The sequence below is a fragment of the Streptomyces sp. NPDC092952 genome (genome assembly GCF_044754785.1).
Taxonomy (GTDB): Bacteria; Actinomycetota; Actinomycetes; order Streptomycetales; family Streptomycetaceae; genus Streptomyces.
In genome coordinates this window covers 347,101-360,955 of record NZ_JBIVPT010000006.1, presented here as the reverse complement: position 1 = coordinate 360,955, position 13,855 = coordinate 347,101, and the positions used below count along the sequence as shown (strand labels likewise).

Annotated in this window: 12 protein-coding genes; 5 read left to right on the top strand and 7 right to left on the bottom strand. The window is 75.3% G+C overall.

Translation table 11 applies throughout. From position 1 onward, the window contains the following. Nucleotides 1-215 precede the first annotated feature (215 nt). On the top strand, nucleotides 216-1,883 hold the full coding sequence (locus ACIQGQ_RS18215) for a GAF domain-containing protein (protein WP_402396929.1): 1,668 nt from the start codon (nucleotides 216-218) through the stop codon (nucleotides 1,881-1,883). A 186-nt stretch (nucleotides 1,884-2,069) separates the two neighbouring features. On the opposite strand, the gene ACIQGQ_RS18210 is transcribed toward ACIQGQ_RS18215, so the two are convergent. Beyond that, a complete protein-coding gene (locus ACIQGQ_RS18210) occupies nucleotides 2,070-2,783 on the bottom strand; it encodes a response regulator (RefSeq protein ID WP_402396769.1) in 714 nt (237 codons plus the stop codon). A gap of 272 nt (nucleotides 2,784-3,055) precedes the next feature. Between ACIQGQ_RS18210 and ACIQGQ_RS18205 the strand changes: the two genes are divergently transcribed. Continuing rightward, a complete protein-coding gene (locus ACIQGQ_RS18205) occupies nucleotides 3,056-4,360 on the top strand; it encodes a globin domain-containing protein (RefSeq protein WP_402396766.1) in 1,305 nt (434 codons plus the stop codon). On the opposite strand, the gene ACIQGQ_RS18200 is transcribed toward ACIQGQ_RS18205, so the two are convergent. From ACIQGQ_RS18200 to ACIQGQ_RS18190, 3 genes are all read right to left on the bottom strand, one after another. Further along, the gene (locus tag ACIQGQ_RS18200) at nucleotides 4,311-4,982 is read right to left on the bottom strand and encodes a vitamin K epoxide reductase family protein (protein WP_402396763.1); all 672 of its coding nucleotides are present in this window, start codon (nucleotides 4,980-4,982) and stop codon (nucleotides 4,311-4,313) included. The two genes, ACIQGQ_RS18205 and ACIQGQ_RS18200, sit on opposite strands and share 50 nt — an antisense overlap. Next, a complete protein-coding gene (locus tag ACIQGQ_RS18195; protein ID WP_402396760.1) occupies nucleotides 4,979-5,458 on the bottom strand; it encodes a hypothetical protein in 480 nt (159 codons plus the stop codon). Before ACIQGQ_RS18195 ends, ACIQGQ_RS18200 begins: the two co-directional genes overlap by 4 nt. A gap of 246 nt (nucleotides 5,459-5,704) precedes the next feature. After that, on the bottom strand, nucleotides 5,705-7,210 hold the full coding sequence (locus ACIQGQ_RS18190; RefSeq protein ID WP_402396758.1) for a bifunctional phosphatase PAP2/diacylglycerol kinase family protein: 1,506 nt from the start codon (nucleotides 7,208-7,210) through the stop codon (nucleotides 5,705-5,707). 216 nt (nucleotides 7,211-7,426) lie between these two features. On the opposite strand from ACIQGQ_RS18190, the gene ACIQGQ_RS18185 reads away from it, so the two are divergent. Together ACIQGQ_RS18185 and argB are read left to right on the top strand one after the other, a co-directional pair. Beyond that, complete coding sequence (locus tag ACIQGQ_RS18185) at nucleotides 7,427-9,178, top strand: Imm49 family immunity protein (protein ID WP_402396755.1); 1,752 nt, start codon at nucleotides 7,427-7,429, stop codon at nucleotides 9,176-9,178. A gap of 66 nt (nucleotides 9,179-9,244) precedes the next feature. Continuing rightward, nucleotides 9,245-10,066 (top strand): acetylglutamate kinase, encoded by an 822-nt coding sequence (argB, locus tag ACIQGQ_RS18180; RefSeq protein ID WP_402396753.1) that lies wholly within the window; start codon nucleotides 9,245-9,247, stop codon nucleotides 10,064-10,066. A 37-nt stretch (nucleotides 10,067-10,103) separates the two neighbouring features. Here the strand turns inward: argB and ACIQGQ_RS18175 are convergent, their stop codons facing one another. Both ACIQGQ_RS18175 and ACIQGQ_RS18170 read right to left on the bottom strand, forming a co-directional pair. Beyond that, nucleotides 10,104-10,619: a GNAT family N-acetyltransferase gene (locus tag ACIQGQ_RS18175; protein ID WP_402396926.1), complete on the bottom strand. Its 516-nt coding sequence runs from the start codon at nucleotides 10,617-10,619 to the stop codon at nucleotides 10,104-10,106. Between the two features lie 17 nt (nucleotides 10,620-10,636). Next, on the bottom strand, nucleotides 10,637-10,846 hold the full coding sequence (locus ACIQGQ_RS18170) for an MbtH family protein (RefSeq protein ID WP_402396751.1): 210 nt from the start codon (nucleotides 10,844-10,846) through the stop codon (nucleotides 10,637-10,639). 111 nt (nucleotides 10,847-10,957) lie between these two features. Between ACIQGQ_RS18170 and ACIQGQ_RS18165 the strand changes: the two genes are divergently transcribed. Next, a complete protein-coding gene (locus ACIQGQ_RS18165) occupies nucleotides 10,958-12,097 on the top strand; it encodes an alpha/beta hydrolase-fold protein (protein WP_402396748.1) in 1,140 nt (379 codons plus the stop codon). A gap of 42 nt (nucleotides 12,098-12,139) precedes the next feature. On the opposite strand, the gene ACIQGQ_RS18160 is transcribed toward ACIQGQ_RS18165, so the two are convergent. Beyond that, a complete protein-coding gene (locus ACIQGQ_RS18160; RefSeq protein WP_402396746.1) occupies nucleotides 12,140-13,855 on the bottom strand; it encodes an ABC transporter transmembrane domain-containing protein in 1,716 nt (571 codons plus the stop codon).

The window sequence follows — 13,855 nt, the reverse complement described above, 5'->3', positions numbered from 1 at the left end:
CGGTTCCAGCCCCGCGGTGATCCGGTGAGCGATTCCCCGGCACACGGACCCTGAGAGCGGCACCCCGAATGACAGAGACAGCACCCACGGCGCCCGGCTCCCCCGGTGAAGTCCCCTCCCCCGCGCCCCCGCGCGGCTCCCGCTGCCCGGTATCCGCCGCGTCGGCCGTGTCCGCCGCCCCGGCCGCCTGGCCGCAGCCGAGCCGGCCGGACCGGATGCGCGGTCTGCTGGACGCGGTGATGAGCCTGGGGCGGGGTCTGGAGCTGCCCGAGGTGCTGCGCGGCATCGTGGAGGCCGCGGTGACGCTGACCGACGCGGAGTACGGGGCGCTCGGCATCGTCGGGGACGGGCAGAAACTGCTGGAGTTCCTGACGGTCGGCATATCGGAGCCGACGGCCGCCGAGATCGGCCAGACACCGTGCGGGCGGGGCATCCTCGGTGAGCTGATCCACCGTCCGGAGCCGCTGCGGCTCACCGATCTGAGCAGCCATCCGCGCAGCTTCGGCTTCCCGCCGCACCATCCGCCGATGCGTACCTTCCTCGGGGTGCCGATCCGGGTCCGGGACGAGGTCTTCGGCAACCTGTACCTGACCGAGAAGCGGGGCGGGGCGGACTTCGACGCCGACGACGAGTCGCTGCTGACCACGTTGTCGATCGCGGCCGGGGTCGCCATCGACAACGCCCGGATGTACGACGAGAGCCGCCGCCGGGAACGGCGGCTGGAGGCGCTCGGCGAGATCACCCGCAGCCTGCTGTCGGGGACGGACGCCGACGAGGTGCTCCATCTGATCGCCGAGCGGGCGATGGAGGTGGCGGGGGCCGACCGGGCCGCGATCCTGCTGCCGACGCCGTCCGCCGCCGCGCCCGGGGCCGGGGAGGGCGCCGACGCCCGGCTGACCGTCGCGGTCGCCCACGGCCGGGACGCCGGGCGGGTCATGGGGCGGTCCGTCCCGGCGCGGGGGTCGCTGGCCGGGCTCGCGGCCCGTACGGGTACGCCGGTGCACTGCGCGGACGTGACGGCCGATCCGCGGGCCCATCCGTTCGGCGACGGGGCCGAGGAAGGGCTCGGGCCGGTGGTGGCGGTCCCGTTGCGGGTAGACGCGGGGGCGAGCGGGGCGCTGCGGCTGGGGCGGCCGGCAAACCGACCGCCGTTCGACGAGACGGAGATCGCGCTGGTCTCGGGCTTCGCCGACCAGGCGGCCATCGCCCTGGAGCTGGCCCGCGGACGGGCCGAGTCCGAGGAGCTGGCCGTGATGCACGACCGGGACCGGATCGCCCGTGATCTGCACGACCTGGCGATCCAGCGGCTCTTCGCGACCGGGATGACCCTGCAGAGCACCACCCGGGCCATCGCGGACCGGCCGGGCGCGGCGGAGCGGGTCAGCCGGGCGGTGGACGACCTGGACACCACGATCCGGATCATCCGGTCCACCATCTTCGATCTGCGGACGGCGGAACGGGCGGGGCGCGGCGGGCTGCGGCACCGGATGGCGGAGACCGCCCGCACCGCGGCGGCCGCCCTGGGGTTCCAGCCCTCGCTGCGGATCGACGGGCCGGTCGACACCACGGTCCCGGACGAACTGGCCGAGCATCTGGTGGCGGTGGCCGCCGAGGCGGTCTCCAACGCCTCCCGGCACGCCCGCGCCACCCGGATCGGCATCGAGCTCGTCGCCGACGAGGCGGTGGCCCTGACCGTCACCGACAACGGCGCCGGGATCCCGGACGGGGTACTGGCCGCCGCCGGTTCGGGACCGGTTGCCGGGCGCTCCGGCGGGCTGGCCAACATGCGGACCCGGGCGGAGCTGTGCGGCGGCTCGCTCCGTGTGGAGCGGCCCGGGGACGGCGGCACCCGGATCGTCTGGCGCGCGCCCCTGCACGACTGAGGGCCGTCCGTCGTCCCTGACGGATCGGCGGGCGGCGCCGGATGCGGCGCGGCGCGAGGGCGGAGGTGCGCCCGCACACTGGATGCGTGCGGGCGTTCCGACAACGCGGCGAGGTGCCGTAGCGGCCGTCGCCCGCCCGTCGGGAGCACGGGACGGCCCTTGGACCCCGCCCGGGGCGCGGTCCCGTCAGCCCCGGTGTTCCTTGACCCGGCCGACGAGCATCGCGGCCTGGATGCGGCGGCCCACGCCCAGCTTGGCGAGGATCGAGGAGATGCGGTTCTTGACGGTCTTCTCGGCCAGGAACAGCCGCTCGGCGATCTCCCGGTTGGTGAGCCCCTCGCCGATGAGGTCGAGGATCTGCCGCTCCCGGGGGGTGAGTCCGTCCAGCTGGGCCGCCTCGGACGGCTCGGCGGGCGGCTGCTGCTCGGCGCCGCGCAGCCGCTCCATGACCCGGGCGGTGGTGCGCGGGTCGAGCATCGAACTGCCGGAGGCGACCCGGCGTACGGCGGTGATCAGGTCGGCGCCGTTGATCTGCTTGAGCACATAGCCCGCCGCCCCCGCCATGATGGCGTCGAACAGCGCCTCGTCGTCGTCGAAGGACGTCAGCATCAGGCAGGCCAGCTCGGGCATCAGGGCGCGCAGCTCCCGGCACACCTCGATCCCCGCGTGGTCCCCGCCCTGGTCGTCGCCGAGGCGTACGTCCAGGACGGCGACCTGCGGCCGGGTGGCCGGTACCCGGGCCAGCGCCTCCCGGGCGGTGGACGCCTCGCCGACCACCTCGATGTCGTCCTCGGCCTCCAGCAGATCGCGCACACCGCGCCGAACGACCTCGTGGTCGTCGAGGATGAAGACGCGTACGGGGGCCGTGGACGGTGCGGGGGCCGGGGGCCGGGTGGTCATGCTCGGTGCGGGATTCGCGAACTCACTCACATCAGGCTCGATCGGTTCGGGGAGAGGGCCGGGACCAGTATGTGCCCGGCTCCGGGGACGGTTCGAAGGGGGTGCGAAGGCACGGTGAACGGTGTCTGAACAGGGCCGAAAGGCCCTGTGGCCAGGGGCCGGTCAGCGGGTGGGCCCCGGTGCCATACTGACGCCGCCAAGATCGTCCGGGCGCTCGCGGACGTCTCTCTTCCGGCCACCCCCACTGCGCTGCACCAAGGAGCAACCGGCCCATGAACACCTCCGGCGAGGACTACCACGCACTGCTCGCCCGGCACGACGCGATGCGGCTGCGACGACGCATCCTGGCCCCGGCCGACAGCCGTACGGACCGCTGGACCGCCGAGGCCCCCCGGGCCTACGACGGCACCGCCGACCAGCTGCTGATCAGCGACGCGCTGCCGCTGGTGGGCCCGGTGGAGGAGCTGATCGCGGCCCTGTACCGGGTCCTGTTCGAGCGGCATCCGTATCTGCGGGCGCTGTTCCCGGAGTCGATGGCTTTCCAGCGGGACCACCTCGCGTCGATCTTCCACTACCTGATCGGCAATCTGCACCGCACCGACGAACTGATACGCGTCTTCGGCCAGTTGGGCCGCGACCACCGCAAGCTCGGGGTACGCCCCGCGCAGTTCGCGGCGTTCGAGGAGGCGCTGATCGAGGCGCTGCGGCTGCGGGCCGGGATCCGGTGGACCGGTGCGCTGGAGGACGCCTGGCTGCGGATGCTGCGTCTGGCGGTCTCGGCGATGGTCCGGGGAGCCGACGAGGCCATCGCAGAACCGCCCAGCTGGGAGGCGACGGTGGTCGCGCACGAGCTGCGCGGCCCCGGCCTCGCGGTGCTGCGGGTCCGTCCGCACCAGCCGTACGCCTTCGAGGCCGGGCAGTACGCGTCCCTGGAGTCGCCGCTGCTGGAGCAGGCCTGGCGCCCCTACTACCTGGCCCGCGCCCCGCACCCGGACGGCGAGCTGGAGTTCCACGTACGGGCCCGGGGCGCCGGCGGGGTGAGCGACGCGCTGGTGCACGGGACGCGGGCGGGCGGCACCGTCCGGATCGGGGCGCCGCGCGGTGCGTTGGTCCTGCCGGACCATCTGCTCTCGGCCGAGCTGCTGCTGCTCGCCTCCGGCACGGGCTGGGCCCCGATGAAGGCCCTGCTCCAGCGGATCGACGCGGACCGGGCGGGGGTGCACCGGGTGCGGCTGCTGCTGGTCCACGGCGGTCCGGGGAGTGCGGGGGCGGGCGAGGAGATGTACGACGCTGCGGCCCTGGCGGCGTTCCGGCGCGACCGGCCCTGGCTGACCGTCGTCGCTCCGGACGCTCCGGGGGCCCTTCTCGGGGAGTCCGGGGCGCGGTCCGCGGCCCGGCAGCACGCCTTCGTGGCGCTCTCCCCCGAGGCCGCCCCGGCCGGCGCCGGGCAGGAGGCCGCCGCCCGGCTGGCCGCCGCCGGGATTCCGTCGGCGCACCTTCATCTCGACACCACCGGCAGGGGCGCGGTCACAGGAGGCTCCGCCAGTACGGCCAGAACCGGACTGCTATCAGCATGACGACGGCCAGGCACCAGGTCACCGGCACCACCAGCGGGAACTCCAGCACCGCCGCCACCAGGGCGCGCGGTGCCCGGAGCACCCCGTGGCGCAGGTTGTGCACCGTGGTGTGCCAGAACACGAAGATCGTGACCGCCCAGACGAGCATGCACCACAGGCACAGGGCACCGATCTCGAACAGCGCCTGGGTCATCAGCCACATGCAGAAGCCGACACCGAGCAGGGCTCCGAGGTTCAGTCCCAGCCAGTACCAGCGCCGGTAGCGGGCCCCGGCGAGCAGCCCGGCGCCGGTGGCCAGCACCACCGCGAAGCCGATCAGCCCGATGAGCGGGTTGGGGAAGCCGAAGACCGATGCCTGGTCGCTGGTCATCACGCTGGTGCAGGACACCACGGGGCTGAGCGAGCAGGCCGGTACGAAGCCGGGGTCGACGAGGAGTTCGAACTTGTCGACCGTGATGACGAACGAGGAGAGCAGCCCGAGCGCGGCGGTGACGATCAGCAGCCAGCCGAATCCGCGCCGCGCTCCGGCGCACTCCTCGTCGTGGCCCGTGTCCCCGGGCCCGTCCGGGCACGCCGTGGTGTCCGCCCGGCCCGCCGGTACGTCGTCCTGCGGCCGGTTCACCGTCGCCCCCGTGCCGAACCGGCCGGCCAGACGACCTCCACCGCGATGCCGCGCGCCCGCGCGAAAGCGACCAGGTGCGCGGTGGCGTCCTCACCGTCCGAGGGCGATCCGTCCCACACCGCGAGGACCGTCCGGCAGGCCGCCACCAGCCGTTCGTCCGCGCCGACGCAGGCGTCCCGGTCGGCCGGGTCGAAGGCCAGCAGCCGCACCTGCTCGGCCAGGACCAGGAGTTCACCCGCGGCCGAGCGGTCCGGTTCCGGCAGCGGGGCGGGCACCGCGCCCTGGGACGGCAGCAGCACCGTCAGCTTCCGTCCCGCCTCCCGGGCGGCCCGCCCGAACACCACCGGCAGCCCGGCCCCGGCCCGCACCAGGGCGGCGGCGCCCTCCGCCAACCGGCCCAGCCGTGCTCCGAGTTCGGCCTCCACCAGCTCCAGGGTCCGACTGCCGAGGTCCCTGTGCCCGACGACTGCGATCACGATGCTTCCCTCCCGCGCGCACCCGCGGCGTGCGACGCAACGCAGTGAACGCGGCGCGGGGCCGCCGCGACTAGGGCCGATCGGCCCCTGAGCAGCGACTTCTCGGCCCTGCTCCGGGGGCACCCGGGTGCCGTCGCACCTTGCCGCCCGCCACGGGTCGGGGGGAGGCGGGTCCCCCCGGCCGGTGCCGGATGCCCCCACGGCCCCGATTCCCGCCAAAGTGAGGCCGCTGCCACGGCCTCTCCGTCACAGAGCCGCGGGGCAGTAGACCACGAGCGCTTCGTTCAGTTTGTCGATCGTCAGCTCCGTTCCCGTGCGGGCGACTTCGCCGTCGTACGCGTACGGGGTTCCCGGTGCCAGGCCGGTGATCCGTACCCGGTGCCGGCGCACCGCCGCATGGACGGGGGAGCGGGTCAGCGGACCGGCCACCGCCGCTGCCAGCAGGCGCAGCCCCGGAGTCCGGCCGCCGTGGATCGCCCTGACGTCCAGCAGGCCGTCCGACAGGTTGTGCCGCCGTCCGGGAGCGGGCCCCACCCGCTGGAAGAGCCCGTTGCCCACGAACAGGAGCCACAACGGCCGCCGCTCTCCCCGCAGCTCGGCCGTGAGCGGGCTTCGGCCACGCAGCACTTCGAAGGCCGCGAGGATCCCCGCGGGCCAGCCGCCGATACGGGGCGCCCAGCGCTCCCGGATCCGCACGAGCTCCGGATAGACGCCCAGGCTGAACGCATTGAGGAAGTAGCCGTCCGCCCCGCCCGCCCCTTCAGGACCGGGCCGGAACCTGCCCAGGTCCACCTTGACCGCGTCCCCCGAGGCGAGGGCGGCCGCCGTGTCGTCCACCGTCTCGATGCCCAGGTCGTACGCAAAGTGATTGAGTGTTCCGCCGGGAAACACGGCGAGCGGAATCCCGCGCGCCGCCGCGACGGACGCCGCCAGGTTCACCGTGCCGTCGCCCCCGCAGACCCCCAGCACCCGGCCCCGGCCCGCCGCCTCGGCCAGCGCCTTGGGCAGGTCGCCGGGCGCGCACTCCACGACCTCGGCCAGCGGCAGCGCCTCGGACACCTTCGAAGCGGTCGCGGTGGCGGTGCCGGACTCGCGGTTCACCACGACGACCAGGTCCTCACCGGCGGGCAACGACGGAACCGTCGCCGGCGGACGGCCCGGCGCGGGAAGTTGCCCCCGCGTCGGAACGACCCCGCGCAGGGCGAACGCCGCCCCGACGCCGAGCACCGCACCGGCCAGCACATCACCCGGATAGTGCACACCCGTATAGACGCGGGAGGCGGCCACGGCCACCGCGACCGGGGCGACGACCGCGCCCCAGCCCTTCGACTCAAGGGCGACACCGGTGGCGAAGGCGGCCGCGGACGCCGCGTGCCCGGACGGGAACGACGTGGTGAACGGCTGCCGCTTGAGCTGCCGCACCACCGGAACCAGATCCAGCATCGGCCGCTCCCGGCGCACCGCCCGCTTACCGACGGTATTGATCGCGGCCGAGGCCACGGCCAGTGACGCGACTCCGCGCAACGCCGCCCGGCGGGCCCGAGCGCTGCCGCCCAGTGCCGCCATACCGGCCGCGGCGCCGAACCAGAGAAGCCCGTGGTCGGCACTGCGGCTCAACCGGGGCAGCACCTGATCGGCGCCCGGCCAGCGCCGATCGGCGACACGTCGGAACAGGGCGAGGTCACGGCCGCGCATCAGATCACGCAATCGGGCGGGGACGGCAGGGCCGAGGGTGCTGCTCGAAGTAGACATGAATCAGCGCATACCCGGCCCGGACCCGATGAAGCACCGGCACACCGGAACGCGAACGGTGACGGTGACGGGGACACCGACGACGACGCCGGGTCCTGGATCTCGTGCACGGCGCCGCTTCCGCCGCGGCGTTCCGGCCCGGCCGGCCGGGTACCGCGGCTCCCTTAAGGTGTCGCAGAGACCGGACGGCCGGACAGGGGGAGCAGCGCGGTGCGGGTGGAGCGTCATCAGGTGGACGGGGCCGTCGCCCCGGCGGCGCTCGGGGACTTCCCGGGCCGGATCGCGGGCCGGGTGCGGTCCCTGTCGAGGGCCGAGGGGATGACCGGCGTGGAGTGGCGGCTGGTCGCCGACGAGTTCCTGGACCATCTCGGGGCCCTCTCCGCCGGGACGCCCGACCTCGCCACTCCGGAGGCCAGGGCCCTCCTGGTGGACGCCGCCGCGGCCGCGGCGGGCGCCGTCTCGTACGCCGCCTTCCATCCGCACGGCTACTTCGAGGTGTTCCTGAAGTACGTGAACTTCGGCGTGGACCACGAGCCGGGTGCGGGCGGCCCCGTGCGGAGCGTGACGCCCGGGGAGTGGACCGACGCGCTCTGCCTGGCGGTCCTCGCGGACCTGTGCGACGAGCACGTCGACGCGTTCCTGCTCGCCCGGAACGCATTCGCGGGGCACACGCGGGGGACGCCGGCCGGGGAACTGACCGCCGGGCTGGCGGCCGTGGTGCTGGACGATCCCGGCCCCGAGGGCACGTATCCGCCTGACCCGGAGGCGAAGCTCGCCTCCGTCGACGCGGCCCTGGACCGGCTCCGGGCCCGTACGGAGGAGAGCGGCGAGCCGCTGCTGGACCGGCCGGACGGGGCGGCGCTGTGCGCGCTGCGCGCCCTGGCCGCCGGGGACCGGGGCGCCTTCGATGCCGCGCTGGCCGGTCTCCTGGCCGGGGAGAGCGCCCTGCACGGCCCGTCGGCCGCCCCGCGCACGCTCCTCCCCCGGGTCCCCCTGGCCCTCGCGGCGTTCGCGTACCGGACGCGGGGCTGGGCTCCGGCCGTCTCCTCCGACTACCTCCCGCACGCGCTGGTCACCGGCTTCGAGACGCCGGGGCCGCGCGTCGCGGGGTTCGGCCGGAACCGGCGGCCGGACGCGGTCGCCGCGCTCGCCGCAGGTCCGCTGGTGGTGGAACGGCCGGTCCGGGAGCGGGCGGTGACACCGGAGGCGCAGGCCCGGTCCGAGAGGCGCCGCGACGAGGCGTTCGCCGCCGGGGACGGGGAGCCCCTCTCCGCCTGGTGGCTCGGTGCCGTACTCGACGACCAGGAACGGCTGTTCAAGATGCGTACGGAGGAGTCCGGCCGGGTGGGCCGGGCCCAGCTCGCGCACCTCCGGCTGGCCTCCGGGGCGGCGGCCGCCCTCTTCCGCCTCGCCCTCGCGGAGCCGGGCACCGCGGCCGAGGTGACCGTCGACGGCCGCACCCTGCGCTACCGGGCCGAGCGCGGCGACCGCACCGCCGGGCCCCACTGGCGGAAGGCCGTCGCCCTCGCACTCGTCGCCGGCTCGTCCGAGGACCTCGCCCCGCCGCTCCTGGCCGGTCCTGCCCTCGCCCGCCAGGACGACTCGGCGTTCACCGCCTACCACGAGGCCCTGCACGCCCTGCTGACCGGCACCGACCCCGAACCGGCCGCCCGGCGGGCGGTGGACCGGGCCGACCGGCTCAGGGACTCGGGCTTCCCGATGCCCCCGGCCGTGCTGCTGTCCCAGCTCGTGGCGGGCGACGAGGAGAGCTTCGGCCTGGCACTCGCCGACGCGCTGGAGGCCCACCGGGACCAGTACCTGATCGCCGACCGGGCCGACGACCCGGATGGAGCCGTCGACCTGGACGTCCTCGCGCTGGCCTGCCTCGCGGTCCGTCGCGGCTGGTCCGTACGGGTCGAGTCCGCCTACCTTCCGCGGGACCTCCTCCGCGCCGCCGAGCCCTCCTGACGTTCTCCTGACGAGGAAGCAGCCAACCCCCACCCAAGGAAACTTAGGTGAGGCTAAGCTAATTTCATGGATACGGTGCGGGGCGGCGCGGTCGTCGTCAAGTTCGGCGGCAACGCCATGGTGGACGCGGAGCTGAAGCGGGCCTTCGCCCGGGACGTCGTGGAGCTGTGGCACGCCGGGCTGCGCCCGGTCGTGGTGCACGGGGGCGGGCCGCAGATCAGCGCGATGCTCGAACGGCTCGGCCTGGAGTCCCGGTTCGAGGCGGGACTGCGGGTGACGACCCCCGAGGCCATGGACGTGGTGCGGATGGTGCTGAGCGGCCGGGTCCAGCGGGAACTGGTCGGCCACATCAACGACCACGGCCCCTACGCCGTGGGAATGACCGGCGAGGACGCGCACACCCTGACGGCGGTGCGGCGGCCGGCCCTGGTGGACGGCCGGGCGGTGGACATCGGCCTGGTCGGCGACGTCGTGGACGTCAACCCCGGCATGGTGCGCGCCCTGTTGGACCGGGGCCACATACCGGTGGTCTCCCCCGTGGCACGCGGTACGGACGGGGAGGTCTACAACGTCAACGCGGACCTCGCCGCCTCGGCGCTGGCCGTGGCCCTGGACGCGGAACGGCTGGTGGTGCTCACCGATGTGGCCGGGCTGTACGCCGACTGGCCGCACAGCACCGAGGTGATCGGGCGGCTGACGGCCGACGCCCTGGCCGCCCTGCTCCCGGGGCTTGCGAGCGGAATGCTCCCGAAGATGGAGGGATGCCTGCGCGCGGTGCGCGGCGGGGTGCGCGCGGCGCAGGTGCTGGACGGCCGGGTGCCGCACGCGGTGCTGCGCGGGGTCCTCGACGGGGGCGGCTCCGGCACCACGGTGGTCCCGGGCGCCTGACCGGCGCACGGCACACGGGGGCCGGGCGCCGGTGCGCTCAGAGCGTCCGGGCGAGGACCCGCGCGCCGCGGCGGGGGTCGAGCGAACGCGTCCAGGCGGGCGGCGCCAGGTGCGCGGCCACGGGCGCGAAGCCGTGCCGGAGGAACAGTTCCCCGCTACCGGTGGTCGCCGTGAACAGGGCGCCGAGCGACTGGGCGCGCGCCCGGTCGAGCACGGCGCGCAGCAGCCCGGCGCCCACTCCGGCCCCCTGGCGGTGCCCGGCCACGCAGAAGTTGTAGACGACGCCCACCGGCCCCGCCTGCGCCGGGTGCACCCGCACCGCGACGGCACCCTCGACCGGGCCCCCGGGGGGCCGCACCACCAGGAAGTCGGCGGCGCGGACGGCGTAGAGCGGGACGGAACGCTCCCGCAGCGCCCCCGCACGGACGAACGGCCGGGAGAGCGCGGCCAGTTCGGCGGCCTCCTCCCGGCGCGCCGGGCGCACGGCATACGCCGCCCCGGGCGGAGCGGCCGGTGGGGCGGAGCGGGATCCGGCGGTGGCGGCGGTGGGCATGGTGGTCCGCACCGCGCTCAGTCGCCGGTGGTCGTGAGCGAACGGGGGCGCAGGTCCGTCCAGTTGGCTTCGATGTACTCCAGGCAGGCCGCCCGGTCGTGTTCGGCGAGTGCCACCGTCCACCCTCCGGGCACCTCGGCGAAGGACGGCCAGAGCGAGTGCTGGCCCTCGTCGTTGACCAGGACCAGGAAGCGGCCTTCGGGGTCGTCGAACGGGTTGGTGCTCATGATGTCGGTGCCTCCTCGGCCCCAACGGCCGCCTGGAGGGCGTCCGTTGGGCATGTGTCGGGCGGGGTGCGGGGATGGAAGATTCACACCTTGTTAGGTTAGGCTCACCTAATGCACGATGAGCCTAGCTCCTCCCCCGCCCCCTCACAAGCGGCCGTTCCCGCACCCGGCGGGCGCGCCCCCTTCGCCCCGTTCGGGCTGTCCGGCGAGGCCGGCACCGACGCGTTCTGGGCGGCGGCGCGCTCCCCGGTGTCCGTCCCGGACGGCGACGGCGGCTGGCGGACCCTGTTCCTGTGGCGCGGCTCCGAGGCCGTCGTCGACTTCGAGAGCTGGTCGCCGCCGCTCCCGCTGCGCCGTCTGGCCGGTACGGACTGCTGGTACGCCGAGGTCCGCATGCCCGCGCGGCTGCGGGTCACCTACCGCGTCCTGGCCGGCGGGGCCTCCCACGCGGACCCGCTCAACCCGGCCGGTGCCGGGGCGGACCGGTCCCTCGCCGCGACCCCGGACGCCCCGGCCCAGCCGCACTGGCCCGTGGTCGGCGCCGACGACGTACCGCCCCTGCCCCGCACCCGGCTCCGCTGGACCGGCGGGCGGCCGGGCGGGCGGAGCACCGCGCGGGTGCACCCGGTGGGCGGCGGCGGGCCGGTGGTGCTGCTGCTCGACGGGGACGACTGGCTCTATCTGCACCCCGCGACGACCGCGTTCGAATCGGCCGTCGCGGCGGGCGACATGGAGCCCGTCACCCTGGTGTTCCTGCCCGCCAAGGACCGCGGGACCGAGTACGCCTGCCGCCCCGGGCTCTGGGAGGCGGTCGGCGGTGAACTGCTGCCGCTGCTCGCGGAGTCCGGCGTGCCGGCCGAGCCGGACCGGCTCGTCGTGGCCGGGCAGAGCCTGGGCGGGCTGAGCGCGCTGTACGCGGCGCTGGAGTTCCCCGGGCTGGTCCGGCGGATCGCCGTCCAGTCGGCCTCGGTGTGGTGGGCCCCCGGCGCGGCGGAGTCGGCGGACCCGCTGGGCGGGCCGCTCGGCGGCGCCCTCGCCGAACGGCTGCGCGGGGGGCCGGACCTGTCCGGGCTGCGGTGCGCCTTCGACGTCGGGGAGCACGAGCCCCGGATGCTTCCGCACTGCGAGCTGGTGGAGGAGCTGACCGCGCGGGCCGGGGCGACGGTCCGGGTCTCCCGGTCCGCCGCCGGCCACGACCGGGCGGGCTGGCGCCATGCCCTGCTCAGGGACGTGGCCTGGGCCCTCGGCTGACGCCGCCCGGGCCGGTCGCGTCCGGCGACCGGCCCGGTCCGCTCACCGCGCCACGGCCAGGCAGTACCCCTCGTCCCCGGCCAGCAGGTTGCGGTGGGTGTCCTCGGCGGTGATCACCCCGTCGTCCAGGACGAGCACCCGGTCGGCGGCGTCCAGCAGGGCCGGGCTGCTGGTGATCACCACCGTGGTACGGCCCCGGCGCAGCTCGGCGACCCGGCGCGCGACGAGCTGTTCGGTGACCGCGTCGACGGCCGTCGTCGGGTTGTGCAGCACCAGCACCTCGCTGTCGGCGGCCAGCGCGCGGGCCAGCGAGAGCCGTTGGCGCTGCCCGCCGGAGAGGTTCGCCCCCCGGTCCCGGACCGGGTGGTCGAGCCCCTCGCGGTGCAGGGCGACGACATCGGTCAGCAGCGACGCCTCGACCGCCTCGGCGACCGTCCGGCTGGTGCCCGACGGGTCGATGTTGGACCGGAGGGTGCCCGCGAAGATCTCCCCGTCGTACGGGTTCACCAGCATGTACGCGCGCACCGCCTCGGCCGACAGCTCCGCCAGTCCCCGGCCGCCCACCGTGACCGATCCCGGGTACGTGCCCGGCGGGGCCTTCAGCGCGAGGACCTCCGCCAGGTCGGCCGCCTGGCGCGGCCGGTACGCGGCGATCGCCACGAACTCCCCGGCGGCCACCTCGAATCCGACGCCGCGCAGCGTCCCGTGGTGGACGGAGTCGAGGACGAGGACCCGCTCCGCGTCCCCGGCCGGGCTCCCCTCCCCCGGGGCCGTGACCGGCGGCGCGGCCAGCACCAGTGCCATCCGCTCGGCCGAGGCGCGCGCCGTCATCACGTACTTGGGCATCTCCGAGAACATCTTGAGCGGCTCGATGATGAACTGGGCCAGGCCCACCGCCATGACCAGCTCCCCGATGGTGATCCGGCCGTCGAACGCCAGCCAGCCGGCCGTCAGCGAGACGGCGGCGGCCAGCACCGCGTTCAGGGCCAGTGCGGCGCCCGCGTAGGCGCCGTTGGCCCGGGCGACGGCGACCGCCTGGTGCCGGGCGTCCGCGCTGACCCGCCGGTAGGCGCCGAACGCGGCGTGGTTGCCGCCGAATCCGTGCAGCGGGCGCAGACCGATGATCAGATCGGCGACCTTGGCCCCGGCCCGCGCCACCCGGGCCTGCTGCTCCCGCGTCCGGGACCCGATCCGCTTGGACAGCACCGCCAGGACCGAGAGGATCGCGACGGTGCCCACGATCACCAGCAGCCCCAGCCGCAGGTCGGCGAGGCCCAGCGCCACCGCCGCGACCACCACCGCGACCAGCGAGCTGACCAGCAGCGGCACCACCTCGACGATGTCGGCGGTCTGGTCGGCGTCCTCGGTCGCGATGGTCAGCACCTCGCCGGACTTCAGGTCGACGTCCCGGGCCACCGGCTGGAGCCCGCAGGCCGCGACCTGGACCCGCCAGCGGTGCGCCTCGGTGGTGTTGGCCTTCTGCAGGACTCGCATCCCGAACCGCCACGACAGCGAGACCGTCGTGATGATCACGGCCAGTGCCCCGATCGACACCGCGAGCGCGGCCGGGCTCCGGTCCTGGAGGGTGTGCTCGACGATCAGGCCGAGCGCGATGGGGAAGGCGGTCTCCCCTGCCTGGTAGAGGCCCATGAGGACGGTGCCCCGGGCCATGGCGCCGGTGTTGCGGCGCAGTGCGGTGCGCAGGATGTCCGCGCCGGTGCGGGGCGGCGCCTCGGGGGTGAGGGTGCGGGGCGGCAT

Coding starts and splice junctions, on each gene's coding strand:
- argB (WP_402396753.1), top strand. CDS start 9,245: ATGGATACGGTGCGGGGCGGCGCGGTCGTCGTCAAGTTCGGCGGCAAC.
- ACIQGQ_RS18215 (WP_402396929.1), top strand. CDS start 216: ATGCGCGGTCTGCTGGACGCGGTGATGAGCCTGGGGCGGGGTCTGGAG.
- ACIQGQ_RS18165 (WP_402396748.1), top strand. CDS start 10,958: ATGCACGATGAGCCTAGCTCCTCCCCCGCCCCCTCACAAGCGGCCGTT.
- ACIQGQ_RS18205 (WP_402396766.1), top strand. CDS start 3,056: ATGAACACCTCCGGCGAGGACTACCACGCACTGCTCGCCCGGCACGAC.
- ACIQGQ_RS18190 (WP_402396758.1), bottom strand. CDS start 7,210: ATGTCTACTTCGAGCAGCACCCTCGGCCCTGCCGTCCCCGCCCGATTG.
- ACIQGQ_RS18160 (WP_402396746.1), bottom strand. CDS start 13,855: ATGCCGCCCCGCACCCTCACCCCCGAGGCGCCGCCCCGCACCGGCGCG.
- ACIQGQ_RS18210 (WP_402396769.1), bottom strand. CDS start 2,783: ATGACCACCCGGCCCCCGGCCCCCGCACCGTCCACGGCCCCCGTACGC.
- ACIQGQ_RS18170 (WP_402396751.1), bottom strand. CDS start 10,846: ATGAGCACCAACCCGTTCGACGACCCCGAAGGCCGCTTCCTGGTCCTG.
- ACIQGQ_RS18175 (WP_402396926.1), bottom strand. CDS start 10,619: ATGCCCACCGCCGCCACCGCCGGATCCCGCTCCGCCCCACCGGCCGCT.